This window comes from Nonomuraea sp. NPDC004702 (assembly GCF_053601695.1).
Window position 1 is genome coordinate 73,744 of record NZ_JBSGCE010000024.1, and the last position, 23,955, is coordinate 97,698.

General features: G+C 73.1%; 25 protein-coding genes. 16 read left to right on the top strand and 9 right to left on the bottom strand.

Annotation, left to right across the window (positions count from 1 at the left end):
* Positions 1–352: 352 nt before the first annotated feature.
* From ACWEJ6_RS27685 to ACWEJ6_RS27695, 3 genes are all read left to right on the top strand, one after another.
* Positions 353–1,918 (top strand): sulfatase family protein, encoded by a 1,566-nt coding sequence (locus ACWEJ6_RS27685; RefSeq protein WP_452427340.1) that lies wholly within the window; start codon positions 353–355, stop codon positions 1,916–1,918.
* A 160-nt stretch (positions 1,919–2,078) separates the two neighbouring features.
* Positions 2,079–3,329: an alpha/beta hydrolase gene (locus ACWEJ6_RS27690; protein ID WP_452427342.1), complete on the top strand. Its 1,251-nt coding sequence runs from the start codon at positions 2,079–2,081 to the stop codon at positions 3,327–3,329.
* A 54-nt stretch (positions 3,330–3,383) separates the two neighbouring features.
* Positions 3,384–3,830, top strand: coding sequence for a hypothetical protein (locus tag ACWEJ6_RS27695; RefSeq protein WP_452427344.1), 447 nt, complete (start codon positions 3,384–3,386; stop codon positions 3,828–3,830).
* Positions 3,831–3,854: 24 nt separating this feature from the next.
* Here ACWEJ6_RS27695 and ACWEJ6_RS27700 read toward each other — a convergent pair whose 3' ends face one another.
* Entirely contained in the window at positions 3,855–4,349 is a 495-nt protein-coding gene (locus tag ACWEJ6_RS27700) for a hypothetical protein (RefSeq protein ID WP_387678710.1), read from the bottom strand.
* Positions 4,346–4,651, bottom strand: coding sequence for a hypothetical protein (locus ACWEJ6_RS27705; RefSeq protein ID WP_452427346.1), 306 nt, complete (start codon positions 4,649–4,651; stop codon positions 4,346–4,348). The genes ACWEJ6_RS27700 and ACWEJ6_RS27705 overlap by 4 nt, the downstream gene beginning before the upstream one ends.
* Positions 4,652–5,001: 350 nt before the next feature.
* Between ACWEJ6_RS27705 and ACWEJ6_RS27710 the strand changes: the two genes are divergently transcribed.
* On the top strand, positions 5,002–5,526 hold the full coding sequence (locus ACWEJ6_RS27710; protein WP_452427348.1) for a hypothetical protein: 525 nt from the start codon (positions 5,002–5,004) through the stop codon (positions 5,524–5,526).
* 161 nt (positions 5,527–5,687) lie between these two features.
* The gene (locus ACWEJ6_RS27715) at positions 5,688–6,272 is read left to right on the top strand and encodes a phospholipase (RefSeq protein WP_452427350.1); all 585 of its coding nucleotides are present in this window, start codon (positions 5,688–5,690) and stop codon (positions 6,270–6,272) included.
* On the opposite strand, the gene ACWEJ6_RS27720 is transcribed toward ACWEJ6_RS27715, so the two are convergent.
* Together ACWEJ6_RS27720 and ACWEJ6_RS27725 are read right to left on the bottom strand one after the other, a co-directional pair.
* Complete coding sequence (locus ACWEJ6_RS27720; protein ID WP_452427352.1) at positions 6,192–6,857, bottom strand: TetR/AcrR family transcriptional regulator; 666 nt, start codon at positions 6,855–6,857, stop codon at positions 6,192–6,194. The genes ACWEJ6_RS27715 and ACWEJ6_RS27720 overlap by 81 nt on opposite strands.
* Positions 6,858–6,928: 71 nt before the next feature.
* Complete coding sequence (locus ACWEJ6_RS27725; protein ID WP_452427354.1) at positions 6,929–8,152, bottom strand: cytochrome P450; 1,224 nt, start codon at positions 8,150–8,152, stop codon at positions 6,929–6,931.
* 216 nt (positions 8,153–8,368) lie between these two features.
* Between ACWEJ6_RS27725 and ACWEJ6_RS27730 the strand changes: the two genes are divergently transcribed.
* The 6 genes from ACWEJ6_RS27730 to ACWEJ6_RS27755 all read left to right on the top strand — a co-directional run bounded on the left by ACWEJ6_RS27730 (position 8,369) and on the right by ACWEJ6_RS27755 (position 13,518).
* Entirely contained in the window at positions 8,369–8,683 is a 315-nt protein-coding gene (locus ACWEJ6_RS27730; RefSeq protein WP_452427356.1) for an ArsR/SmtB family transcription factor, read from the top strand.
* A 135-nt stretch (positions 8,684–8,818) separates the two neighbouring features.
* The gene (locus ACWEJ6_RS27735) at positions 8,819–9,721 is read left to right on the top strand and encodes a TIGR03620 family F420-dependent LLM class oxidoreductase (RefSeq protein WP_452427358.1); all 903 of its coding nucleotides are present in this window, start codon (positions 8,819–8,821) and stop codon (positions 9,719–9,721) included.
* An 80-nt stretch (positions 9,722–9,801) separates the two neighbouring features.
* Positions 9,802–10,167 (top strand): antibiotic biosynthesis monooxygenase family protein, encoded by a 366-nt coding sequence (locus ACWEJ6_RS27740; protein WP_452427360.1) that lies wholly within the window; start codon positions 9,802–9,804, stop codon positions 10,165–10,167.
* Between the two features lie 96 nt (positions 10,168–10,263).
* Positions 10,264–12,264, top strand: coding sequence for a sensor histidine kinase (locus ACWEJ6_RS27745; protein ID WP_452427362.1), 2,001 nt, complete (start codon positions 10,264–10,266; stop codon positions 12,262–12,264).
* A gap of 81 nt (positions 12,265–12,345) precedes the next feature.
* Entirely contained in the window at positions 12,346–12,552 is a 207-nt protein-coding gene (locus ACWEJ6_RS27750) for a hypothetical protein (protein ID WP_358294988.1), read from the top strand.
* A gap of 96 nt (positions 12,553–12,648) precedes the next feature.
* Positions 12,649–13,518, top strand: coding sequence for an FAS1-like dehydratase domain-containing protein (locus ACWEJ6_RS27755; RefSeq protein ID WP_452427364.1), 870 nt, complete (start codon positions 12,649–12,651; stop codon positions 13,516–13,518).
* Between the two features lie 115 nt (positions 13,519–13,633).
* On the opposite strand, the gene ACWEJ6_RS27760 is transcribed toward ACWEJ6_RS27755, so the two are convergent.
* Positions 13,634–14,197, bottom strand: coding sequence for a TetR/AcrR family transcriptional regulator (locus ACWEJ6_RS27760; RefSeq protein ID WP_452427366.1), 564 nt, complete (start codon positions 14,195–14,197; stop codon positions 13,634–13,636).
* 91 nt (positions 14,198–14,288) lie between these two features.
* Here ACWEJ6_RS27760 and ACWEJ6_RS27765 point away from each other — a divergent pair, with 91 nt between their 5' ends.
* Both ACWEJ6_RS27765 and ACWEJ6_RS27770 read left to right on the top strand, forming a co-directional pair.
* A complete protein-coding gene (locus ACWEJ6_RS27765; protein ID WP_387678674.1) occupies positions 14,289–14,672 on the top strand; it encodes a nuclear transport factor 2 family protein in 384 nt (127 codons plus the stop codon).
* A gap of 8 nt (positions 14,673–14,680) precedes the next feature.
* Complete coding sequence (locus ACWEJ6_RS27770; protein ID WP_452427368.1) at positions 14,681–15,685, top strand: zinc-dependent alcohol dehydrogenase family protein; 1,005 nt, start codon at positions 14,681–14,683, stop codon at positions 15,683–15,685.
* A 75-nt stretch (positions 15,686–15,760) separates the two neighbouring features.
* Here the strand turns inward: ACWEJ6_RS27770 and ACWEJ6_RS27775 are convergent, their stop codons facing one another.
* Positions 15,761–15,991: a DUF6289 family protein gene (locus ACWEJ6_RS27775; RefSeq protein ID WP_387678668.1), complete on the bottom strand. Its 231-nt coding sequence runs from the start codon at positions 15,989–15,991 to the stop codon at positions 15,761–15,763.
* Positions 15,992–16,181: 190 nt separating this feature from the next.
* Here ACWEJ6_RS27775 and ACWEJ6_RS27780 point away from each other — a divergent pair, with 190 nt between their 5' ends.
* On the top strand, positions 16,182–18,470 hold the full coding sequence (locus tag ACWEJ6_RS27780) for a polysaccharide lyase 8 family protein (protein WP_452427370.1): 2,289 nt from the start codon (positions 16,182–16,184) through the stop codon (positions 18,468–18,470).
* A gap of 58 nt (positions 18,471–18,528) precedes the next feature.
* Here ACWEJ6_RS27780 and ACWEJ6_RS27785 read toward each other — a convergent pair whose 3' ends face one another.
* From ACWEJ6_RS27785 to ACWEJ6_RS27795, 3 genes are all read right to left on the bottom strand, one after another.
* Positions 18,529–19,788 carry an NAD(P)/FAD-dependent oxidoreductase gene (locus tag ACWEJ6_RS27785; RefSeq protein WP_452427372.1) on the bottom strand — a complete coding sequence of 420 codons (1,260 nt, stop codon included), beginning with the start codon at positions 19,786–19,788 and terminating at the stop codon, positions 18,529–18,531.
* 71 nt (positions 19,789–19,859) lie between these two features.
* A complete protein-coding gene (locus ACWEJ6_RS27790; protein ID WP_452427374.1) occupies positions 19,860–21,470 on the bottom strand; it encodes a multicopper oxidase family protein in 1,611 nt (536 codons plus the stop codon).
* Positions 21,463–21,891, bottom strand: coding sequence for a hypothetical protein (locus tag ACWEJ6_RS27795; RefSeq protein WP_452427376.1), 429 nt, complete (start codon positions 21,889–21,891; stop codon positions 21,463–21,465). Before ACWEJ6_RS27795 ends, ACWEJ6_RS27790 begins: the two co-directional genes overlap by 8 nt.
* Before the next feature lie 105 nt (positions 21,892–21,996).
* On the opposite strand from ACWEJ6_RS27795, the gene ACWEJ6_RS27800 reads away from it, so the two are divergent.
* Together ACWEJ6_RS27800 and ACWEJ6_RS27805 are read left to right on the top strand one after the other, a co-directional pair.
* Complete coding sequence (locus ACWEJ6_RS27800) at positions 21,997–22,896, top strand: LysR family transcriptional regulator (protein WP_364336553.1); 900 nt, start codon at positions 21,997–21,999, stop codon at positions 22,894–22,896.
* 59 nt (positions 22,897–22,955) lie between these two features.
* Positions 22,956–23,951, top strand: a complete 996-nt coding sequence (locus ACWEJ6_RS27805) for a DUF2201 family putative metallopeptidase (RefSeq protein ID WP_452427378.1) — start codon at positions 22,956–22,958, stop codon at positions 23,949–23,951.
* The last annotated feature ends 4 nt before the right edge of the window (positions 23,952–23,955 follow it).

Consider the following 23,955-nt stretch of genomic DNA (forward strand, 5'->3'; position numbering starts at 1 on the left):
CCGCCTTGACATCCCCACGCTCGCATCCCCTTCGCCTTCGGCGACCCTCGGCTTCTGCGCCTCCCGCGCTCATCCACCCCTCCCCCCTCCGCACCCTTGGCGCCCTCCGCACCCTCCGCGCCCTCCGCGCCCTCCGCGCCCTCCGCGCCCTCCGCGTTCTCCGGGCCTTTCCCACCTCCATCCCCCTTCGCTCTTCGCGCCCGAGGCTGCTGAGCTGCGGTGATGGGTGGGGTGGGTGTGGGAGGTTTTGTGCTTTGTGGGTAGTTTGTCTGATATTAGTGGGCAGCGCCGTTGCTCCCCTACCACCGCTTACGAGGCAGTCATGTCGTTGTCCCGAAATATCAGGAGAAGCTTGGCTGCGGCGGTGGCCGCGATCCTCGCTCTGCTCATCGCCTCCCCCGCGCCCCCGGCGTCCGCCGCCACCCCCACCCGGCCGAACATCATCTTCTTCCTGGTGGACGACCTGTCCGCCGACCTGCTGCCCTACATGGACACGGTCCGCGGGCTCGCCGAGGGCGGCACCACGTTCACCGACTACTACGTGTCCGACTCGCTCTGCTGCCCCTCCCGCGCCTCGATGTTCACCGGCCAGTTCCCCCACAACACCGGCGTACGGACCAACCAGGGCTACGACCGCGGCGGCTACGAGGCGTTCGCCCCGCACGAGGGCCGCACCTACGCCGTCCCGCTCCATCAGGCCGGCTACCGCACGGGCTACCTGGGCAAATACATCAACGAGTACCCCGCCCGCCCCGGCTACCAGGTACCGGACGGCTGGGACGAGTGGCATGTCTCCGCGGGCGGCGGCTACAACGAGTTCAGGTACCAGCTCACCCGCTACGTCAGGGAGGAGTCGGGCGACCGGCGCCCGATCGCCCCCTCCAAGGGCGACTACCTGGTCGACGAGCTGGCCCAGCGGGCGACCGGCTTCATCGAGCGCTCCCGCGAGCACGCCCCCGGCCGGCCGTTTTTCCTCCAGGTCTCGCCCTTCTCCCCGCACAACCGGGTGGACGTCCGGCCCGGCGACACCGAGCCGCGTTTCCCGCCCGCCCCGCGCGACCGTCCGAAGGACCGCTTCCCTGACGGCGAGTTCCCGCACGGCGACTGCGGCGGCCCCGACTGCGCCGGCATCGACGTGACCACCCTGCCCTCCTACGACGAGGACACCGCCGACAAGCCGTCCTGGGTGCGCCGGGCCCCGATCGAGGCGAAGCGCGCCGAGGAGCTGCGCGAGGACTTCCGTGACCGGATCCGCATGGTCCAGTCGGTCGACGACATGGTGGGACGGGTGCTGTCCACGCTCACCGAGCCGGAGCGCCGCAACACCTACGTCGTGTTCGCCAGCGACAACGGCTTCCACCTCGGCCAGCACCGCCTGGTCCGCGGCAAGTCCACCGCCTACGACCACGACGTCCGGGTTCCGCTGCTGGTCAGGCGGCCGGTCACCGGCGAGCGCAACCGGCTGGTGACCGGCGTCATCGCCCAGAACGTGGACCTGTTCGCGACCTTCCTCGACATGGCCGGCGTCGCCCCGGCGATCCGCGACAGCCGGGACGGCCGCAGCCTGCTCCCCCTCGTCCAGGGCCGGCAGGTCGCGGACTGGCGGCAGGCGGCGCTGGTCGAGCACGTCAGGCCCGACCCGCGGACGCCCGGCAGGCCCGACCCCGACGCCGACCGGCTGAGGCAGGGCAACGCGCAGCCGCCCACCTACAACGCCGTGCGGACCGCGGGAGAGCTGTACGTCGAGTACGAGAACGACCCGAAACCCGAGTACTACAACACCGTCACCGACCCCCGCCAGGAGTCCAACGACCCCGGCAACGCCCGGACGGCGTCCCTGGCCGGGGTGCTGCGCGGGCTGACGACGTGCGGAAAACCCGGCGCGCCCGACTGCTGGACGGCCGCGCACCTGCACTGAGTCGTACGGCAGAAGCCGAGGCGTACAGCAGAAGCCGGGTCGTACGGCAGAAGCGGAGTCGTACGGCAGAAGTTGACCTCTTTCGGTCCGGCGGTTGACGCGCCGGCCGCCGGTCCCCCCGTAAGTTGGGGCGGTCGGGAGCCCGAACCGAAGGAGAGCGATGCGGTTCACCTCAGCCCTTGCCGGATTACTGGTGGTCGCAGGCACGTTCGCAGGCCCGGGGGTGGCGCAGGCGGCGCCCACACAGGCGGCCGGGTGCGCGGCCGTGCTGCCCCGGCCCGACGGCCATGGCATCACCTGCGTCGACGTACGTCGCCCGCAGAGCGACGGCTCGGAGCTGCGGGACGTCACGATGACCTCGACGGCGATCTTCCAGGCGTCCGGCGGCGCCCCGGTCATCGACCCGCTGACGCGCCCGATCACCGTCCGCGTCTACCTGCCGAAGGACTACGACCCCTCGCGGGCCACCCCCTATCGGGCGCTCTACCTGCTCAACGGGGGCGGCGACAACTACGACTCGTGGACCGTCAAGGCCGACCTCGTCTCCCTCGTCCGTGACGCGGGCTCCTTCGACGGCATCGTGGTGATGCCGACCGGCGGGATGACCGGCTGGTACGCGGACTGGGCCGGCCGTACGGACGGATATTTCGCACCGAAGTGGGAGACGTACCACATCGACCAGCTCATCCCGTGGATCGACAGCAACTTCAACACCGTCGCCGACCGGTCGGGACGCGGTCTGGCGGGCCTGTCCATGGGCGGCTACGGCACCCTGCGGTACGCGGCCGCGCACCCCGGCGTCTTCTCGGTGATCGGCGCGTTCTCGCCCGGCATCGACCTGCGCGCCAGGCCCGCCCAGCGCACGATCTCCGACTCCATGTGGCAGTCGGGCGCGGCGATCGAGCTGACCGACCTGGGCGAGTTCCGCGTCAACAAGTACGACAGCGGCAGCCCGCTGCCCGTCCTCGACCAGGAGGTGCAGCGCCGCTACCGCCTGGACACCCTGTTCGGCCCGCACACCACCACGGTCTTCCACGGCCGCACGGTCGACGACTGGCCCGCCGCCAACCCCGCCGACCTGGTCACCCAGGGCAGGTACGCCCCCTATGACGGACGGCTGGCCCTGTACGCCGGCGGCTGCGCGAGCCTCCCGAGCGTCCCGGACGGCGCCGAGCCCGCCCCCGCCGCGTGCAGCTACGACACCAGGGCGAGCGACGACGCCGCGAGCGTCAGCGAGCCCATCCTCGGCGCGTACGCGAGCGAGTTCGACGCCACGCTGACCGGCCTCGGCGTCGGCCACCGCTACTGCTACAGCAGGGGCGGCCACGACTGGAACGCCTGGTCGGCCTACCTGGTCGACTTCCTCCGGTACGCCTACGGCACCGCCCCCGCCCGCTGCCCCGCACTCTGACGCCGCAGCCCGCTTCCAAGTCGGCCACAAGTACCGGCCGGTAGTCCTGGACCGGTGACGAACCATCTTCCGACCCGCGTCCTGACCGCCCTGGGCGCCGCCGTCCTCACGCTGACCGCGCTGAGCACGGCGGCCGCCGCCGACACCGCCGCCGACTCCGCCGCCGGCCCCGCGAGCTGGAGGTGGGGCGCCCTGCACTCGACCGACGGCCTGGCGACCGCCCGGGGCAAGGTCGTGGTCGGCCAGTCGGGGCTGGCCGTGACCGGCACCCTCGACGACGACCGAGGCAAGGGCTGCTCGTGGGTCCTGATCAGGTACCAGAGCGCGAGCAACGGCCGCTGGCGCACGCACGGCGTCTACAACTGCCTGCCGGGCACCGGCTCCTTCCGCAAGAACGTCGGCGGCGCGCTGCAGATCCGGGCGCAGGTGTGCCGCGGCAACGGCGCGCGGCCCGTCGGCCGGTGCTCGCGGTGGCGGACGATCTACACCCAGGGCGGCTGACGCCCGTCCCGCCGTCCCCGGGCGTCAATCGGCGCGCTTCTTGCTGGCGATGATGTAGAGCACCAGCTCGCCGCAGGCGCGGCAGACCGTCCTGTCGCCGTCGGCGCCCAGGTGGGCGGGCACGGCCCGCGCGCCGCAGAACGCGCACGGCCGCTCCACCGGCTCCCGCTCGCCCCGCACCGCCCCGGCCGTCGCCAGCAGCGCGCATCCCAGGCAGATCGAGACCGACTTGCCGACGACGAGATCGGCGGGGTCGGGCGCCGAGCCGCAGAAACCGCACTGGAACACCGCCGTCACCCCGATCCAGTCGCTCGGGCGCGCGTGCTCGCCGGACAACACCATCCGCAGGACGCGCAGGCAACGGCCGGCGACCTCGTCCGTGACGCCCGCCCCTTCGAGTTCGGCCCGGAGCTCCGCCCGCGCGCCGGGGTCCTCGGGCGGGAGCGCCTTCAGCAGGCCGAGCAGCGCCTCGTCGAGCGCGCGCAGGGCGTCCGCGGCGGAGGCGACGAGATCGCTCATGCCGCGCCGCCGATGAGCGGCGGGCCCGGAATGCCACGCGCTTGCTCGTACGCCCACTCGGCGCGGCCGGGCCATTTGCACTCGGGGCTTGTGCGTAATATCGCGATCCGCATCCGCCGCGCGTTATCACCGGCCGCGTCGGAAACGCTTCCCGGCGATGACCGTTCTAGAATTCTGCACCACCCCGAGTCAATGGACCGGGCCTCCGGGCCGAAGGGCATGAATTCATGCGCCCGGAAATCGGCGGCGAACTCGGGCCGGCCGGCGCGCAGCAGCGTCGTGGCGCCGGGTGTGGGCTTCATCTGCTCAGCCCCTGTCACCACCCGCCAAGAACCCGCAGCTCACAGCCGCGTTCCGGCGCTCCGCGGGCACGCCGGCAGGCGTCCCGGGGTGTCGAGTATTCGCATCCTTAAGCAAGGTCACGCATTCCCTCATTTCCGGCGGAGGCGCGGGCGCCCCTTTCGCGGCCATCATCACCCCGGCCCAATAAAGCGTCAACGGGCGGCGGCCCTACATTTTCCCTATATTGCGGCGTGGCGCCGTCTTGCGCGCCCCGGGTTGTCCCGGCACGCTGGCAGACGTGGCGGATAACCGTACTGGAAAGGGCCGCGCGCGAGCGGCGCGCAGATGGTCGGCCGCGCCGCGCAGCCAAATGTTCAGCCTTCCGGAAATCCTCGCCAAGCTCGCCGATCCCGACCGCGAGGCGCCCGGCGATCCGGAGCTGCGTGACTTGTTCGACCGCGACCAGGACGACCGGCGCGACGGCGGGCCCGGCGACGGCGGCGAGCGCGGCCTGGCCCGGCGGGCGCGCTGCATGGAGAAGTTCGCGGCCGGAGAGGTGCGCTCGCCGGGCGACTACTACCACCTGGCCGCGGTGATGCAGCACGGCGGGCTGGCCGAGCACTACCACCTGGCCTTCGAGCTGGCGCGGCGGGCGGCCGACGCCGGTTGCCGGCCCGCCCGCAGGCTGGCGGCCTCGGCCCTCGACCGGTGGCTGCTGCAGATGGGCCTGCCCCAGCGGTACGGCACCCAGTACGTCGACATCGGCGGCCGCTGGTCCCTCTACCGCGTCGACCCCGTCACCACGGACGCCGAACGCACGGTCTGGGACGTCCCGCCCCTGGCCGAGGCGCTGGCCCAGGCCGAGGAGATGAACCACGCCGACGGCCTGGGCTGACGCCCGCGCCTGAACGCCGGACGGGTCGCCGGCGGCGTCTCCCGTCGGAAACCGGACACGACCTTTGCCACGGGTTTTCCCGGAATTCCCAGGTCGCGGCGGGCCGGCGGGCGAACCTGACCATGACATGTTCCCGTCCCGGTCGAAACAGGCAGGTTCCCATGGTCAGACGGGCTCTCGGGGCGCCGGTCCCGCTCGCTCTCTCGCTGGTCGCCGTTCTCGCGGTCGCGCCGCCGGCCCAGGCGGTGACGCTGGAGGAGAAGCTCGCCGCGCTCTCGGGGTTCACGCAACCCACCGCGTCCAGCGCCGCGGCCTGGCGGGACGCCTGGGCCGACCGGGGGTCGTGGTCCGACTTCGACTTCGACTGGTCGAGCGACGGCTGTACGAGCAGCCCCGACCAGCCGCTCGGCTTCGACTTCTCCATCCCGTGCCGACGGCACGACTTCGGCTACCGGAACTACCAGGCCGTCGGCGACTTCCCGGCGAACAAGGAGCGCATCGACAAGGCGTTCTTCTTCGACCTCAAGCAGGTGTGCACCCAGTACTCGATCTTCCGTCAGCCGAGCTGCAACGCGCTGGCTAAGCTGTACTACCAGGCGGTCCGCCACTACGGCGCCCCTCGCGGCACCGGCGGGGAGATCGTGCGCGTACCGGACAGGGACTCTCTAAGGCAGCAGGGCGCCGCTGAGTCCGCAGACGGCGGTGACAAGATGTTCACCCAGAGCCCGCCAGGATTCTTCGACTGAACCGGCGGCGGCGTGCCCGGCCGCCAGGTCGGCCTCCAGCTCGGCGCTCATGTGCACGACGAGCAGCCGGATCATCGCCGCCTGCCGCTCGGACAGCTCGTGCTCCCGGTCGCGCATCGACGGCGGGCGCAGCAGCTCCAGCCGGCGGAACGAGGGCGTGCTCAACGTGGCCCGCGCCGCGTACTCGCGCAAGGACGGCTCCACGACGGCCTGGGCGAGGAACCGCCCGTACCAGGACGGGGTGCCCAGCTCGATGTGGTGCTCGATGCTCGGCGCGATCGCGCACGTGATCCAGTCGCGCAGCGACACCTCGCCCGAGGTCTCCAGCGCGGCCACCATCGGCAGGCGGTGCCGGTCGATGGCGGCCGCGTGACGGGACAGGATCGCGTGGATCAGCTCGTCACGGGTGCTGAAGTGGTATTGGACGGCGGACTTGTTCCGCTGGCCCGCGGCCTCGCGGATCATCCTGATCGACACGTGCGCGAAGCCGTGCTCGGCGTAGAGCCGCTCCGCGGTCTGCATGATCCTGTCCTTGGCCCGGATCGAGCGGGGAGACGGCGCGGCGACCGCCGTACTGACGTCCATGACCGGTCCTCGATCTCGTTTCCACCACCGTCCCCGAACGCTATCCCATGCCGCCGGCTGAGGTCAGCGGGTCACCAGGTGACCCACACGTCCTGGAGGCCGCCGGACAGGCCGCCCGTGCGCAGCCGCAGCTCGCGGGGGTCGTCGCGGAGCCGCAGGCCGGGCAGCCGCCGCGCCAGCAGGCCCAGGACGACCTGCAGCTCCACCCTGGCCAGCGGCTGGCCTAGGCAGTAGTGGCGGCCGGCGCCGAAGGTGAGGTGCTGGCTGCTGTTCTCCCGGCGCGGGTCGAACCGGTCGGGGTCGGCGAACTTGGCCGGGTCGCGGTTGGCCGCCGGGATGTTGGGGATCAGCGTGCTGCCGGCGGGCACGGTGATCTCGCTCAGCTCGACGTCCTCGGTGATGAACCGGGGCACGCCGCCGATGGCCGACAACGTGCTGTCCAGCCGCAGGACCTCCTCCACGGTGCCCGGGATCAGGTCGGGGTCGTCGATCACGGCCTCGTAGCGCTGCCGGTCGGACAGCAGCATCGCCGTCATGATGGCGATCATGTTGGACGTGGTCTCGTGACCGGCCAGCAGCAGCCCCCGCACGGTGGCGATGAGCTCGTCCTGGCTGAGCCTGCCGTCCTCGGCGTCGGTGATCTGGGTCAGCTCGCTGAGCAGGTCGTCGCCGGGGTCGGCGCGGTTGCGGTCGATCAGGTCCGACACGTACGCGTTGAACTCCCGGTAGGCCGTGTCGACCTCCTCCTGCGTGTTGCGCGTCAGGGTCAGCATCGTGCGCGACCAGTGCGCGAACTTGTCCTGGTCCGAGCTCGGCGCGCCGACCAGCGCGCAGATGACCCGTACCGGCAGGGGCAGGGCCAGGCCGGACGACAGGTTGCCCGGGGAGCCCTTGGCCAGCATGGAGTCGAGGAGTTCCTCGGCCATGGCCTGGACCCGGGGGCGCCAGACCTCCATCTTGCGGGCCGTGAACCAGCGGCTCAGCAGGCGTCGCCACCGCATGTGGCCCTCGCCCTCGCCGATGTCGCCGGCGCCGTCCTTGCGGCGGTTGAACAGGCCGCCGTCTTCGGTGGTGGACAGCCGGGCGGCGCCCTCGCGGGCGAGGTTGCGGCTGAAGCGGGGGTCGGCCATGACGGCGCGGGCGTCGTCGTACCTGGTCACCAGGGCCGCCACGTCGCCGCTGGGCAGGCGTACGTGGGCCACGGGGCATTTCTCGCGCAGGTCGGCGAGTTGTGGCGGCGGTTCCAGCGCCGTGGGGCGGTCGAAGGGGAAATCGGGGATCGCGTCAGCGGTCATGCGTCCTCCAGCTTGAAAGCCCGACACTTCGGAATATAAGGCGATCGACTTATTTGAGGCAATCGTCTTGACTGGATGGATTACTTCGGGTGCGGGAAATCTACCGAGGCGTTGCCTCTCCTTGGGGACCCGCGCGGGCGCCGAGCTGGCACGCATCGAAATACCCGGATACGACGATGGCTCACTATGCTGGCATCCATGGCGGAAGCTCCACTGATGACCGATTCCGAGCTGTCCGACGCGTTGCGGGCGCTGGCGAACCCGACCCGGCTGCAACTGCTGACCTGGTTGCGGGAGCCGGAGCGCCACTTCTCGCTGGAGGGGGCGATCGCCGACCCGGCGGAGGTCGGGGTGTGCGTGACGCACATCCAGGCCAGGGTGGGGCTGGCGCAGTCCACGGTGTCGGCGTACCTGAGCGAGCTGCAGCGCGCGGGGCTGGTACGCGCCACGCGCGTGGGCAAGTGGACGCACTACAAGCGCGACGAGCGGCGCATCGCCCAGCTCGTCGCCACCCTCGGCCGCACGCTGTAGAGACAGCACGCCGTAGAGGCAGCACGCCGTAGAGGCAGCACGCCGTAGAGGCGGCACCCTCCCGCGAGAGAGGCCGGCCGATTTCCATATATCGACATTTTGCGATATGTCTATGTTCCTGAGGATCGACACACGATGAGGGGACGTCCCATGGGCAGCATCGACGGCCTGGATCTCGGCACGTTCGGGATCTACACGTTCGACTTCGAGCACGTGCCGGCCGCGCATATGCGCGAGTCGATCCAGGAGCTGGAGGAGCAGGGGTGGCGGGCGTTCTGGATGCCCGAGCTGCTCGGGCGCGAGGCGCTCACGCACGCCGGCTTCCTGCTGTCGTGCACGCGGCGGATGCACATCGTGAACGGCATCGCCCAGATCTGGGCCCGCGAGGCCAGGTGGACGTACGGCGCCGCCCTGCTGCTGGCCGACGCCTACCCCGACCGGCACGTCCTCGGCCTGGGTTTCGGCGGCGCCCCCCGCCCCGGCACGACCCCGCTGACCGCCATGCGGACCTACCTTGACGAGCTGGACGAGCTGGAGACCGTCAACCCGGCTCCGAAGTCAGGCGTGCGCCGCCTGCTGGCCGCGTACGGGCCCAAGATGCTCGAACTGGCCCGCGACCGCGCGGCGGGCGCCCAGACCTACCACGTCAACGTCGCGCACACCGCCGAGTCACGGCAGCTCCTCGGCCCGGACGCGTTCCTGGCCGTGGAGCATCCGGTGCTGTTCGAGACCGACCCCGCCACGGCCCGCGCCGCCGCCCGCGAGCACCTGCGCCCCTACCTGAGCACGCCGTACAACGTGGCGAAGTTCCGGCGGCTCGGGTACGCGGAGGACGAGATCACCGGCGGCGGCAGCGACCGCCTGGTGGACGACTTCGTCTTCTGGGGCGATCTGGACACCGTCGTCGGCAAGCTGCGCGCCCACGTGGACGCCGGCGCCGACCACGTCGCCGTGCAGGTGATCGGGATCGAGCCGGGCCGGACGGCGATGCCCCACTGGCGCGAGCTGGCCGCCGCCCTCTCCCCCGGTCGCGACTGACCGCCACCGCTCAGATATACAAACGATCGGTCGTTAATATAGTTTGCCGGCATGACCTCCGAGTCCGGCCGGTGCGCCGCATGCTGACCTCACGCTGGATCCCCGGCCCCGAGGACGACCGGCCGGGGCCGCTGGTCGCCGCCCTGACGGACTTCCGCCTGCGGCGGCTGTTCGACCTGCCCGGCATCGCCCGGCACGGCCGGTCCCTGAGCCGCCACTGGCCCGGCCTGCCGGGCGCGGTGGGCATGTGGCTCTGGGCGGACCTCGCCGGCCGCCGGGTCGGCTCGCTGTCGGTGTGGCGGAGCGAGGAGGACCTGCGGGGGTTCGTCCGGTTGCCCGAACACGTCGCCATCATGCGCGCCTACCGCGACCGGGGCACCCTGCGCTCCCGCACGTGGCCCGTGGACGCCCTCGACCGCGAAGCCCTGCTGCGGTCGCTGCGCTGACCCGCCGGTCGATCCGGCCGGCCGGCCCGCTCATGGCGGACCGTTCCGCTGGCACGCTAGGGTCGGGCGGGAACGGCAGCCGGAAGGCGGGGACGGATGGCGTGGGCAGCCCGGGTGGTCGCCGTCGTCCTGGCCGTGGTCTCGCCGGTGCTGGTGCTCGCGGCGGTCCTGATGTACGCGGCGCTGCCGCCGGAGTGGCGGCTGCCGGAGATCTTCAGCCCGCTGGCCGCGGCCGGGGTCACGTTTCCGGCCTTCAGCGCGTTCCTCATCGTGCACCGGCCGCGGCTCAGGCTGGCGTGGCTGATGTGCGCGGGCGGTCTCGGCGGCGCGGTCAACACGTTCTGCCAGTCGGCGATGCTGGCCGCCGCGGCGGCCGGGGATCTCCCGTTGGCGGGGTTGCTGAGGTTCCCCGCGCAGGTCGGCTGGGCGGTGTCCGGGCTGCTGCTGGAGATGTTGCTGCCGCTGTACTCCCCCGACGGCAGGCTGCCGTCGCGGCGCTGGCGTCCGGTGGTGCTGCTCGGCGCGGTGTCGACCGCGGTGGAGCTGGCCCACATGTTCCTGCGTCCCGACCCGCCGGCCGAGGGTTATCCGCTGCCCGCGGTCATCCCCAACCCGTTACAGGTCCCGGAGCTGGCGCCGATCTGGCCGGTGGTCACGGTGGTGGCCTGGACCGGGATCCTCTCGACGCTGCCGCTGGCGGCGTGGTCGATGGTGCTGCGCTTCCGCCGGGCCGACCCGGTCGTGCGGCGGCAGATCGGCTGGCCGCTGTTCTCCTTCGGCGGGTACATCGTCTTCATGCTCGCCGGCGTCGTCGTGCCGGAGCTGTTCTGGTTGTCGATCGGGTGGGCGGCGGTCATCCCCGTGTCGATGGTGATCTCGGTGACCCGCTACCGGCTCTACGGCATCGACACCGTCGTCAGCCGGACGTTCGTCGCCGCCGGGCTGCTGGCCGTGGTCGGCGGGGTCTACTTCGGGGTGGCCACGCTGTCGAGCCTGCTGGTGTCGGGGTACCACCAGGTCGCCGGGCTCGCCTCCGCGCTGCTCACGGGCGCGTTCTTCCAGCCGTTGCGGCGGGCGCTGCAACGCGCGGTCGACCGCCTGCTCTACGGACCGGTGGGCGATCCGCGCGTGCTGGCCGAGCGGCTGGCGCAGGAGGTGCGCCGGGGCGATCCGGCGCAGGCGCTGGCGGCGGTGATCGGCGTGCTGCGCGAGGGCCTGGCGGTACGCGGCGTCGCCGTGGAGGTGACCAGCGGCGAGCCGGGCCATCCGGTCAGCGTGGCGAGCACGGACTGCGGGCAGGTCGGCGACTCCCCGCGCGAGGTGCCCCTGATCTGGCACGGCGAATGGGTGGGCCGGCTGCTGGTCGGCCCGCCCGCCGCGCGCCGCTTCCCCGCCGCGCACGACGAGCGGGTGCTGGATACGCTGGTCCCGTACGCGGCCGACGTGGCCCACGCGGTCCGCCTGGCCGCCGACCTGCAACGTTCTCGCGAACGCATGCTGGCCGCCCGCGAGGAGGAGCGCCGCCGGCTGCGCCGGGACCTGCACGACGGCCTCGGCCAGACGCTCAGCGGGCTGGCGATGACCGTCAACATGGCCCGTCTCAGCCTCAAGAGCTCGCCGGAGGCGGCCGACGGGCTGCTGCGCGAGCTGCGTACCGGCATGGACGCCGTCACCGGCGACCTGCGGCAGCTCGTCTACGGCCTGCGCCCGCCCGCCCTGGACGACCTGGGCCTGGCCGCCGCCGTGCGGGCGCTGGCCGCGCCGGACGGTCCCGCCGCGGAGGTGATCGCCGAGGGCGACCTGACCGGCCTGCCCGCCGCCGTCGAGGTGGCCGTCTACCGGATCGCACAGGAGGCGCTGACGAACGTGCGGCGGCACGCGCGGGCCACCCGCGTCCGGGTCGAGCTGCGCCGCGAGCCCGGCGCGCTGCGCCTGCTGGTCGCCGACGACGGCCGCGGCCTGCCGCCCGAGCACCGTTCCGGCGTCGGCCTGACCTCGATGCGCGAGCGCACGGCCGAACTGGGCGGCATCTGCCTGGTCAGCGGCGCGCCGGGGAAGGGCACCACGGTGGAGGTCATGCTCCCCGTCCAGCCCTGACCGTGCGCCTTACCGGCCGGACACCCTTCTGTCACGTAGAGTGCTGGACGATCACTCTCGGTAACTCTCATGGAGGTGTCCATGAAGCTCAAGGGCCGTCTCACCTGCGCCGTGGCCGGTGGCGCGCTGCTGACCGTCGCGCTCACCACTCCGGCCGCGGCCGACTCGCTGGCCGCCGGCGGGCCCGTCGGCGCGCTGCTCCAGCCGGTGCTGGACGTGTTCAACATGGTCAACGACACGTCCACCCTCGGCGCCCTGCTGCCCGGCGGCATCATCTCCGCCCGCTGACGCCCGCCCTCCCCCCGGGGCGACCGCGCACTGCCCTGCGGGCCCGGCCGGGGCGTACCGTGGTTCGCGGCGGTCACGGCGGAGGGCGGGAGCAACGTGCAGGGGTGGGAGCCGTCCACTGTCGTCAGTGACGAACTGGTCGACCCGACGCCGGTCGCCGCGCTCGCGGCCCTGTTCGACGACGGCGTGCCGGCGCCGGGGCCGGGCTCGGAGCTGCCGCCGCTGTGGCATTGGGCGGCGCTGGCGCGCTGGCCCGTCTCGTCCGTGCTGGGGGGCGACGGGCATCCCGTACGCGGCTCGTTCCTGCCGCCCGTCGGCCTGCCGCGGCGGATGTTCGCCGGGGGCGAGGTCGTGTTCCACGGGCCGCTGCGGGTCGGCGAGACCGTACGCAGGCAGAGCACGGTGGAGTCGGTCACCGAGAAGTCCGGGCGGTCGGGACGGCTGGTCGTGGTGGTCGTGCGCACCCGGCTGACCGGCCAGGACGGCAGCCCCGGGCTGGAGGAGCGGCAGGACCTGATCTACCGGGAGGCCGTGGCGCCCACCGGCCCGGCGGCGGCGGCCGAGGAGGCCGTGGCGGCGCGGGCCGCCGGTTCCCCGTTCCGCAGGGCGGGCGCCTGGGAGTGGCACTTCGACACCGATCCGACCCTGCTCATGCGTTTCTCGGCGGCCACCGCCAACGCCCACCGCATCCACTACGACTGGCCGTACGCCACCCGCGTGGAGGGCTATCCCGGCCTGGTGGTGCACGGGCCGCTGATGACCCTCGCCCTGGCCGAGACGCTGCGGCTGGAGGGGCGTCCCGAGCGGGTGACGCGCATCGCGCATCGCAACAACCGGCCGCTGTTCTGCGGACAGCGGGCCCGGCTGCTCGGCCGCAGGACGGCGGACGGCTTCGCCCTCGACCTGACCGGCCCGGCGGCCGCGACGACCGTCCCACACACCACCCTGACCGTGACAGCCCGGTAGACGCCGCTCGGGGGCCACGCCGCGACCGCCCGGCAGGCGCCGCCCCGGGCGCCGAGCTGGCCGTGACGGCCCGCGCTCCCCCCCAATCCCCCAGGCGTCGGCCCGCGCGGGCCCGTCAGGTGGTGATGACGTGTTCGGCGAGTTCGCGGGCGGCGGCGGCCGGGTTCGTGCCGGGGCGGGTCGCGCCGACGGCGAGGGTGCCGTCGATGAGGATGAGGAGCTGGTCGGCGGCGTGGTCGGGGTGCGGGTGGCCGAGCGCGGTCAGCTCGCGCGCCAGCAGCGCGTGCACCTGCCGGCGGTAGTCGCGGGTGATCTCGTGCGCGGGATGGGCGGGGTCGGTCAGGCCGAGGTCGGCGGCCAGGTAGCGGCAGCCGTGGAAGCCGGGCATGGCGACGATCTCGCCGATGCGGTCGAAGACGGCCAGCAGGCGCTCGCGCGGGTCCTGGCCGGCGGCGTCCATGGTGCGGCGGTAGTCGGCGGCGTCGGAGTCGGCGGCCGACCTGAGCACCTCGACGATCAGGCCGTCCTTGCCGCCGAAGTGCTCGTACAACGAGCGCCGGGCCACGTTGGCCGCCTTGAGCAGCGCGTCGACGCCGACATTGACGCCCTGGCTGTAGATCAGCTGGTCGGCGGCCGTCAGCAGGCGCTCCCGGGGGCCCGGTCCCGTACGAACAGTCATGGATTCAGGTTGCCACGGGTTGACGAGTAGATCAACCGGTCGATATACATAGATAGACCGATCGATCTACCCGCTTCCTTCTGGAGGAACCGTGTCCTTCCGAACCACCGCCGACGTCATGGAGCGCTTCAACCGGGCCTTCGTCGAGCGTGACCGCCACCTGCTCGACGACCTGGTCGCCGAGGACTGCGTGATGGAGTCCGTGCAGCCGGCCCCCACCGGCGAGCGCGTCACCGGCCGCCAGGCGTGCCTGGACTGGTGGGGCGCGCTCGTGGACGACCTGACCAGCGCGTTCGAGCCGCAGGAGGTCATCGTCGCCGGTGACCGCGCCACCATCCACTGGCACTACCGCTACGGCACCGGCCCGTCCGACTGGGTCAGCGGCGTCAACCTCATGCGCGTCCGCGACGGGCGGATCGTCGAGGCGCTCGGCTTCAGCAAGACCGCCGGCGAAGTTCCCCTGGCGACCGCCTGATGAACGTCATGCGCAGCTACCACGTCGACAGCGGAGCCGGCATCGAGGGCCTGTCGATCAAGGAACACCCCGTCCCTGCTCCCGGCCCCGGGCAGGTGGTGGTCGCGGTACGGGCCACCTCCCTCAGCTTCCGCGAGCTGATGATCCTGCGCGGTGACTACGTGCTCCCCGTCAAACCGGACGTGGTGCCGGTCTCCGACGGCGCCGGCGAGGTCGTCGCGACCGGCCCCGGCGTCGAGTCGGTCGGCGTCGGCGACCAGGTCACCGCCACCCTGTTCCCGAGCTGGCAGGACGGCCCCTTCGCACTGCGGCACCTGCCGCAGCTCGGCGGCTCGCTGGACGGCATGCTCACCGAGTACGCGCTGCTCGACGAGCACGCGCTCGTGCCGATCCCGGCCCACCTGTCCTACGAGGAGGCCGCGACGCTCCCCTGCGCCGCGGTCACCGCCTGGAACGCCCTGACCGGCGACGGCACCGGCCCGCTGCCCGGCCGGACCGTCGTCACCCAGGGCACCGGCGGGGTGTCGCTGTTCGCGCTGCAGTTCGCCAAGGCGCTGGGCGCCCGGGTGATCGCCACGACCAGCAGCCCGGCCAAGGCCGAACGCCTGTACGCGCTCGGCGCCGACGAGGTCGTCGACTACCGGGCCACCCCCGACTGGCCGGCCCGGGTGCGCGAGCTGACCGACGGCGAGGGCGCGGAACACGTCATCGACGTCGCCGGCGACCTCGGGCGGTCGCTGGCGGCCACCGCGATCGGGGGCCAGGTGGCCAGTGTCGGGTTCGTCCTCGGCGACCCGCCGCCCCTCGACGCGCGGGCGGTCTTCAGCGCGGGAGCCACGCTGCGCGGCATCGCCGTCGGCAGCCGCGCGCAGTTCCTGGCCATGAACCGGCTCATCGAGGCCCACCGGCTGCGCCCGGTCATCGACCGCGTCTTCCCCTTCGACCAGGCGCCCGACGCCTACCGCCACTACACGTCGGGCGGGCCGTTCGGCAAGGTCGTGATCGCCGTGTGAGCCGGTCGGCCCCGGGCGCCGGCCGGACGCGGCGGGCGAGGCGTGCCCGCGGAACACCTCGCCGAGCCGCCCCCCTCAGCAGGGGGTCTCGTGGAACTCCGGGTACGAGCCGCGGGTGCCCACCCACGTCACGTCGCCCACGCAGTTCTCGTACTTGACGCCGACCACCGTGGTCCGGGTGGAGTCGCTGTAGTAGTACGTCTCGCAGTGGTAGTCGATCTGGCAGGCGCGGGCCTGGGCGGGCGCGCCGACGACGGTGAGCGTGCCGAGGGCGAGCAGGACGGCGAGCGATGCGCGACGAATCATGGAGATCCTCTCTGACGCGAGGAAGCGCTACTGCCCCTGATGATCGATCGCCGGAGCGAACAGTTCAATACGGTTCATCACAGTTCAATGCACCTGATGCCGGGTACCCGTCGCGAAGGCGAAATGATCGCCCCTGTCACCGACATAGGATCTTTTCATCTGGTAGATGGCCGATTGTCGAAAGGCTTCCATGACCCACCCCCTCAGCCGCCGGTCCGCCCTGCTGGGGGCCGCGGCCGTGGCCGGAATCGCCCTGTGGGAGAAGCCGGCCGAGGCGACCGGCGCCGCCGCGTTCGACGCGGCCCGGGAGCGATGGGTGAGCCTGCTGGCCGGCGCCACGTACGACCCGGCGTACCTGGACAAGACGCAGGCCGTCGAGGGTTCGGCCAACGCGGTGCTGCGCAAGATGGACCCCGCTCCCGGTCGGCCGAGCCTGTGGCCCGACCTGCCGCTCGACGACCCCCGTACGGGCAACTTCAACCGCGCCTACAACCGCATGCGCACGCTGGCGCTCGGCTGGGCCACGCCGGGCACCGACATGCACCGGGACCAGCGGGTCGCCGAGACCGCGGCCAGAGCCCTGGACTTCCTGTACGAGCACGCCTACCGCGAGGGCCTCGACCGCCGCGGCAGCAACTGGTACTGGTGGGAGATCGGCGTCCCGCGCGCGCTGACCGACACCTGCGCCCTGCTCTACGACGGCCTGCCCAAGGACGACCTGCGCCGCTGGCTGCGCCCGCTGCGCCACTGGTGCCCCGACCCCGAACGCCGCGTCAGCCACCCCGGCGTCGTCGAGACCGGCGCCAACCGGGCGAGCAAGGCCATGGCGGTGGCGATGCGCGGGCTGCTCACCCACGACGCCCGCCTGCTCAAACGGGCCAGGAAGGCCGTCTCCGACCTGCTGCGCCGCACCGGCGGGCCGGGCGACGGCTTCTACCGCGACGGCTCCTTCATCCAGCACGGCGTGTTCCCCTACAACGGCAGCTACGGCGTGGACTACCTGGAGAGCGTGGCCAAGCTGATCGCCATGCTGGCCAGGTCACCGTGGGAGATCCGCGACGTCGGGAACGTCTACGACATCGTCGACCGCTCGTTCACGCCGTTCATCTTCGACGGGCTGATGATGGACTGCGTGCGCGGCCGGCAGATCTCGGTGCAGGGCCACCGCGACCACCACTCCGGGCAGAAGGCGGTCGAGGCCATCCTGACGCTGCTGGAGACGGCGCCCGAGCGCCACGCCCGGCGCTGGCGGCCGATGGTCAAGGGCTGGCTCACCCGCAACCAGGCCGTCCCGTACGCCGCGGTCGCCCCGCTGGCGAGCGTCGCGCGGGCGGAGGCGCTGCTGGCGGACGCGTCCGTGCCGGTCGGCCCCCGCACCACCGGCACGTACGTCTTCGCCGACATGGACCGGGTCGTGCACCGGCGTCCCACCTGGGCGTACGCGATCGCGATGAGCTCGGAGCGCATCGGCGCGGCCGAGGGCATGAACCAGGAGAACCTGCACGGCTGGTACACCGGCGACGGCATGACGTACCTCTACACCGCCGACCTGACCCACTGGAACGACGACCTGTGGCCGACGATCGACCCGTACCGGCTGCCGGGCACCACGGTCGACACCCGCGGGCGCGCCGACCTCCCGCACGGCGCGCGCCGCCTGCCGCCCACCCCGTGGGCGGGCGGCGCGGCGCTCGACGGCGAGTACGGCGTGGCGGCGATGAGGCTGATCGCCGACGGCTCCTCGCTGCGGGCCAGGAAGGCGTGGTTCCTGCTCGACGACGGCGTGATCGCCCTCGGCGCCGGCATCACCGCCTCCGACGGCCGCCGCGTCGAGACCGTCGTGGAGAACCGCAACACCCACGGCGCCCACCCCCCGCTGACCCGCGGCGACGGCTGGATCCACCTGTCCGGCGTGGCCGGGTACGCGCTGCTCGACGGCGCCGAGGCCAAGGTGATCCGCGAGCGGCGCACCGGGCGCTGGCGCGACATCGACACCGGCGCCACCACCGGCGGCGACCGGACCCCCGTCACCAGGCACTACACGACGATCCTGGTGGACCACGGCGTCGATCCGCGCCGGGCCCGCTACGCCTACGCCGTGCTGCCCGACGCCACCGCCGAGCAGACCGCGGCCTACCGCGGGCGGGTCGAGATCCTGGCCAACTCCCGCACGGTGCAGGCCGTCAGCCGGGACGACCTGATCGCCGCCGTGTTCTGGCGCGCGGGGGCCGTCGAGACCCCGCACGGGCCGCTGGCCGCCGACGGGCCGTGCGCCGTGCTGCTCCGCCACGACCGTCACCGGGTCCGGCTGGCCGTCTCGGACCCGTCCAGGACCGCCGACGAGGTGCGGATCAAGCTGCCGTGGCCGGTCCGGTCGGTCAAGGAGGGCGACCGGGGGGTGCGCCGGTCCAAGCGGGCGGTCAAGGTCGAGGTCGGCGGCAGCCGCGGGCACACCCGTCAGGCGGTCCTGCGCGTCTGAGCCGGGGCGCCGCCGTTCAGGAGACGCCGGTGGGGGCGTACGGCAGGAGCGCCGCCGTTCAGGAGACGCCGGTGGGGGCGTGCGGCAGGAGCTCCGCCATCGGGACGCCGGGGTCGGCCAGCCGGCGCGGATCGGCGGTGTGCCCGGCGGCGACCAGGGCCCGGAGGTGGCCGGCGGCGTCCTGGCCGTCCATCTGGCCGTCCATGGTCAGGGCGGCCACCGGGACGCCGCGGTCGAGCCAGAAGGCGGTGAACCCCGGCTCCCCCGGCTCGCCCCTGGTGACGACGCGGTCGGAGGTGGTGGGCAGGCCGACGTATTCGAGGGTGGACCCGTACTGCGTGGAGAAGAAGTACGGGACGTGGTCGATGGTGACCGGCTCGCCCACCAGCGTCGCCGCCGCGGCGGTCCCGTGGACGACGGCGTTGTCCCAGTGCTCGATCCGGACCGGTTTGAGGTAGCGCGGGTGCCGGTGGCGGGCGACGTCGCCGGCGGCCAGCGCGGCCGGGTGCGAGGTGCGCAGATGGCCGTCGGTGACGATGCCGCCGTCGACGCGCAGCCCCGCCGCCTCGGCCAGCTCGGTGCGGGGGACGGCGCCCACGGCGACCACGACGAGGTCGGCCGGCACGCGCCGCCCGGCGACCGTGCGCACCGCCTCGACCGAGCGCGTCCCTAGCACGGCCTCGACGCCGTCGCCGGTGAGCAGCTCGACGCCGTGGTCGAGGTGCCGGCGGGCGACGGCGCCGCCGATCCGGTCGCCCAGCACGTGGTAGAGCGGCGTGGGCAGCGGGTCGACGACGGTCGTGCGCACGCCGAGCGCGCGGGCGGCGGCGGCGACCTCGCAGCCGAGCCAGCCGGCCCCGACCACGACGACGGCGGAGGCCGCGCGCAGGGCCGCGCCGAGGCGTTCGCTGTCCTCGCGGTCGCGCAGGTGGTGGACGCCGTCGAGGTCGGCGCCCGGCACCCGGAGGCGGCGCGGGCGGGCGCCGGTGGCGATCAGCACCTGCCCGAACGGCAGCTCCACGTTGCGCCCCAGCTTCACCCGCCGGCCGTCGAGGTCGAGCAGGGTGGCGGGGGCGCCGAGGGCGAGGGCGACGTCCTGGGCGGCGTAGAACCGAGGGTCCAGGACGTCGAGCTCGGCGGCCTCGGTGGCGCCCAGCAGGTAACCCTTGGACAGCGCGGGACGCTGGTAGGGCAGGTGGTGCTCGTCGCCGACGAGCGTGAGCGGCCCGTCGTAGCCGTGGTCGAGCCGCAGGGCCCGCGCGGCCTGGGCGCCGGCGAGGCTGGCGCCGATGATGACGATGCCGGGATCGGCGGGCATGGGGACGCTCCTTGTGAACGGGACCGGGGTGGCGCGCTGGGTCAGACGACCTGGAGGCCGGCGCGGGGGTGTCAGACGACCTGGAGGTTGGCCATCATGGCCATGTCCTCGTGCTCGGCGTTGTGGCAGTGGAAGAGGTAGCGGCCGCGGTAGCCGTCGAACCGGGTGATGATCTCCACCGACTCGCCCGGACGCAGGGACACGGTGTCCTTCAGCCCCGCGTCATGGGGCAACGGCGGCCGGCCGCTGCGCGAGAGCACCCGGAAGCCGACCAGGTGCAGGTGGACGGGGTGGTGGACGTCGGCGACCATCCGCCACACCTCGACGTCGCCGAGGCCCACGGTGACGTCGGACCGGGCGGGGTCGAACGGCAGCCCGCCGATCAGCCAGCCGCGGCCGTCGTGCGTCCGGCCCGCGCGGAAGGACAGCTCGCGCACCCGTACGGCGTCCGCCCGCCGCCACTCCGGCAGGTCGGTGGACAACACGCGCGGGACCCGGCTGTCGTCGGCCGCGGCGCGCGCGACCCGGAAGGCCATCACGTCCCGGGTGCGGCCCGAGCCGAGCCGGTTGACGATCCGGACCCGCCCGCCGACCGGGACGCGGGCGAAGTCCACGACCACGTCGTAGCGCTCGGCCGGCGCGATCGGCAGCACCTGATGGGTGACGGGGGCCGCGAGCAGCCCCTGGTCGGCGCCGATCTGCACGAGGTCGAGCCGCCGCCCGTCGTCGAGCACGGCTTCGAGCTCGTAGTGGCGGGCGTTGGAGGCGTTCAGCAGGCGCAGCCGGTAGCGGGCCGCGTCCACCTCGTGGACGGGCCAGGGAGCGCCGTTGACCAGGATCACGTCCCCGAGCACCCCGGCCAGGTACGGTTCGAGCACGCCAGGCCGTTCCCGCAGGGTGGGGTCGAGGGCGGGGTAGGCGAGCTCGCCCTCGGCGGTGAACGCCCGGTCGGCGATCATGAGCGGCAGCTCGCGCGGCCCCGCGGGCAGGCCGAGCGCCTGCTCGGCGTCGTCGCGGACGATCTGCAGCCCGGCCAGGCCGCGCCAGATCGCGGGGGCGGTGAAGTCCATCCGGTGGTCGTGGTACCACAGCAGCGTCGGCCGCTGGTCCAGCGGGAAGGTGTAGTCCCTGGTCCGCCTGCTCAGCACGGCCCGGGGGTCGCGCATGTTCCCCATGCCGGAGCCGTGCGCCATGTGCATGGTGGGCTCCGTCCAGCCCTCGGGCAGCACGAGGTCGGTCGGGTAGCCGTCGGAGGCGGCCGGGGTGCGCCCGCCGTGCAGGTGGACGACGGTCGGCACGGGCAGGTCGTTGCGGTGCGTCACGGTGATCGGCCGGCCCCGGCGGGCCTCGATGGTCGGCCCGGGGAAGGTGCCCCCGTACGTCCAGGCCCGGGTGCGCACGCCGGGCAGGATCTCCAGGGTCGTCTCGCGCTGGACGATCTCGTAACGGTCGGCGCCGCCCGAGGTGCCGGACGGCGCCAGCACGGCGGGGATCGGCAGCGGCACCTGGAACGGCGGCGGCAGCGGCAGGTCGCTGCGCAGCTCGGCGCCGGTGATCGAGGGCCGCCGGGCCATCGCGGCCGAGGCGCCGAGCCCGGTGGCCGCCATCAGCCCGAGCGCGCCGCCGATGCCGAGCGCCTGCCGCCTGGTCACGCCGCGCGCCGGCCGGTCGAGCTCAGGCATCGCGGGCCGCCCGACGCGGGAAGGGGCGGCGCCAGACGTCGATGAACTGCACCGTGAGCGCGGCGACGGTCGCCACCCCCAGCGGGATGTGCAGCCACAACGCGCCGTCGAGCCCGGCGAAGTACTGCGCCGTCTCGGCCGCCACCACCGCCGCCGTGGCCAGGAACGGCCCGCTGCGGCGCAGGCGCGCCCACACCACGATCGTCACGATCAGCTGCAGGTAGCCGATGGAGGTGACCACGTCGGCGCCGAGGGAGTGCCAGCGCAGGCTGTCGTAGTCGCCGGTCAGGTAGACGCCGGCGAACACCGGCTGCCCGGCGATCGCCGCCATGTGGGCGCTGACCGTCGCCCGCAAGGTCCAGCCCACGGGTGCCGTGCGGCGCGCGGCATCGGCTCGCGGTCCGTCGACCACGCTGAGCATCGGGGGTCCTCCTCATGTCCGTCCTGGTGGAACGCATCCGACGCTATGGCTCCTGAGTTATCTTGTCCAAGATCTATATTGCTATGGTGTTATGCGTTGGGAGGCATGATGGATCTGAACGCCCTCCGCCAGTTCCTGGTGGTGGCCCGGCTCGAACACCTCAGCGCCGCCGCCGAGGAGCTGCGCGTCGCGCAGCCGTCCCTGAGCCGGACGATCGCCCGCCTGGAGGGCGAGCTGGGCACGCCGCTGTTCGACCGCGGCGGCCGGCTCCGCCTGAACGGCGCGGGCACGCTGTTCCGCGGCTTCGTCGAACGGGCGCTCGGCGAGCTCGACGCCGGACGGCGAGCCGTCGCCGAGGCCGCCGAGGGGTTCGGCACCGTACGCCTGGCCTCGGAGACCTTCCTGACCCTCACCGGGCCGCTCGCGGCCTACAAGCGCGCCCATCCCGCCGCCGAGATCGAGCTCCACTGGGCCCCCGCCGACGACATGACCCGCCGCCTGCGCGCCCAGGAGTTCGACCTGTGCGTCGCCTCCCAGCCGATCCACGCCGACGGGCTGGAGGCGGCCGAGCTGCTGGACGAGCCGGTCGGGCTGGCCACCGCGCTCGACCACCCGCTGGCCGGCCGCACGTCGGTGACCATCGACGACCTGGCCGACCAGCCCTTCGTCACCGCCCGCAAGGGACACTGGCAGCGCCGGCTGCTCGACCGGCTCTTCGCCGCCAGGGGCCGCACGCCGCGGATCGTCTGCGAGGGCGACGAGTCCAGCGCCATCGCCGACCTGATCAGCACGGGGCTCGGCATCGGGCTCGTCCCGTCCCTCGCCCGCCGCTCCACCACCCGCGCCCCGCTGGCCTGGGTGGACGTCGACGACCCCGACTGCCGCCGCACGCTCACCCTGTTCTGGGGCGCCGACAGCCACCTGTCCACCGCCGCCCGCCTGATGCGCACCACCATCACCAGCTGGGACTGGCTGGCCGGCGAGCCCCAGGAGAAACGCTCCTGACCGGCTCGGCGTGATCCGGCCGGTTGATCACCCGTGCCCGGTTCCGCCACGCTGGGCACGTGGTGTACGGGAAACGGGCCAGGATCAGGCTCCCGGTGGTGGAGCTGGGCGACCGCCGGGCCCTGGAACGATGGCGGCCGGCCGACGAGGACACGGTGGCGCGGGCCCGGCGGCTGAAGGAGCAGGCGCTGCTCGATCTCGGCATGACGCACAGCGCGATCGCGTCCTGGATCTACAGCAAGTGCTCGTACCAGATCCCGACCACGGCCGTGGACACCGCGGCCGTGCTCGCCTCCGGCGACGGCACCTGCCTGCTGCTCTACAACCCCGGCTTCTTCGTCGCCCTGGGGCTGGAGGGCGTGCGCTTCGTGCTGTTCCACGAGGCCCGGCACCTGGTGCAGCGGCATCTCTTCGCCGATCCCGTCCTGCGCGAGGACCCGGTCTTCACGCTGGCCTGCGAGGTGACGATCAACCACGTCGCCATGGTCCGGCTGCGTCAGACCGGGCTGCCGGAGATCGGCGGCGAGCCGGTGGGCGTCGATCCCGCGCTGATCCACCGCGCCTACCGCGACGACCTGACGGCGCAGGGGCTCGACTGGCTGCCCTACGACGACTTCGTGGCCACGGACATGGACGTCTACCGGGAGCTGCGCCGGATGCGGCGCCCGCCGGTACCGGGGCCGCTCTGCGTGCACCTGCTGCTGGAGGGCGCCGGGCTCGACCAGGAGACGGTGGACAGGATCAGCTCCGACGTGCTGCGCAGCGTGCTGATCGCGGCCCGGCGCGGCGGCGCGCTCGCCCGCGGCGAACTGCTCGACCTGCTCGACCGCACCCGGGGCGGCGGCGATCGCGCCGACCGGATCCGGCGACCTCGGCGCGCACGCCCTGCGCGGCCGGACCGTCGCCACCCGCCGGGTGCACTGGTGGCAACAGTGGCTGGTGGACGTGCTGGCCGCCAAGCTCCGTCCCGGCGAGCGGCTGGTCTACCCGAAGAAGCGCGGAGCGCTGCTGGCCGCGCTCGGCCACGATCCCGTCCTCGCGCGGCGTGGCCCTGAGCGG

Bases quoted from the DNA above. Each gene is read 5' to 3' on its own strand.
- ACWEJ6_RS27795 (WP_452427376.1), bottom strand. From the start codon at position 21,891: ATGCTCAGCGTGGTCGACGGACCGCGAGCCGATGCCGCGCGCCGCACG.
- ACWEJ6_RS27725 (WP_452427354.1), bottom strand. From the start codon at position 8,152: ATGACCGCTGACGCGATCCCCGATTTCCCCTTCGACCGCCCCACGGCG.
- ACWEJ6_RS27730 (WP_452427356.1), top strand. From the start codon at position 8,369: ATGACCGATTCCGAGCTGTCCGACGCGTTGCGGGCGCTGGCGAACCCG.
- ACWEJ6_RS27690 (WP_452427342.1), top strand. From the start codon at position 2,079: ATGCGGTTCACCTCAGCCCTTGCCGGATTACTGGTGGTCGCAGGCACG.
- ACWEJ6_RS27775 (WP_387678668.1), bottom strand. From the start codon at position 15,991: ATGATTCGTCGCGCATCGCTCGCCGTCCTGCTCGCCCTCGGCACGCTC.
- ACWEJ6_RS27780 (WP_452427370.1), top strand. From the start codon at position 16,182: ATGACCCACCCCCTCAGCCGCCGGTCCGCCCTGCTGGGGGCCGCGGCC.
- ACWEJ6_RS27710 (WP_452427348.1), top strand. From the start codon at position 5,002: ATGTTCAGCCTTCCGGAAATCCTCGCCAAGCTCGCCGATCCCGACCGC.
- ACWEJ6_RS27740 (WP_452427360.1), top strand. From the start codon at position 9,802: ATGCTGACCTCACGCTGGATCCCCGGCCCCGAGGACGACCGGCCGGGG.
- ACWEJ6_RS27760 (WP_452427366.1), bottom strand. From the start codon at position 14,197: ATGACTGTTCGTACGGGACCGGGCCCCCGGGAGCGCCTGCTGACGGCC.
- ACWEJ6_RS27745 (WP_452427362.1), top strand. From the start codon at position 10,264: ATGGCGTGGGCAGCCCGGGTGGTCGCCGTCGTCCTGGCCGTGGTCTCG.
- ACWEJ6_RS27790 (WP_452427374.1), bottom strand. From the start codon at position 21,470: ATGCCTGAGCTCGACCGGCCGGCGCGCGGCGTGACCAGGCGGCAGGCG.
- ACWEJ6_RS27720 (WP_452427352.1), bottom strand. From the start codon at position 6,857: ATGGACGTCAGTACGGCGGTCGCCGCGCCGTCTCCCCGCTCGATCCGG.
- ACWEJ6_RS27750 (WP_358294988.1), top strand. From the start codon at position 12,346: ATGAAGCTCAAGGGCCGTCTCACCTGCGCCGTGGCCGGTGGCGCGCTG.
- ACWEJ6_RS27800 (WP_364336553.1), top strand. From the start codon at position 21,997: ATGATGGATCTGAACGCCCTCCGCCAGTTCCTGGTGGTGGCCCGGCTC.
- ACWEJ6_RS27785 (WP_452427372.1), bottom strand. From the start codon at position 19,788: ATGCCCGCCGATCCCGGCATCGTCATCATCGGCGCCAGCCTCGCCGGC.
- ACWEJ6_RS27705 (WP_452427346.1), bottom strand. From the start codon at position 4,651: ATGAAGCCCACACCCGGCGCCACGACGCTGCTGCGCGCCGGCCGGCCC.
- ACWEJ6_RS27770 (WP_452427368.1), top strand. From the start codon at position 14,681: ATGCGCAGCTACCACGTCGACAGCGGAGCCGGCATCGAGGGCCTGTCG.
- ACWEJ6_RS27700 (WP_387678710.1), bottom strand. From the start codon at position 4,349: ATGAGCGATCTCGTCGCCTCCGCCGCGGACGCCCTGCGCGCGCTCGAC.
- ACWEJ6_RS27735 (WP_452427358.1), top strand. From the start codon at position 8,819: ATGAGGGGACGTCCCATGGGCAGCATCGACGGCCTGGATCTCGGCACG.
- ACWEJ6_RS27715 (WP_452427350.1), top strand. From the start codon at position 5,688: ATGGTCAGACGGGCTCTCGGGGCGCCGGTCCCGCTCGCTCTCTCGCTG.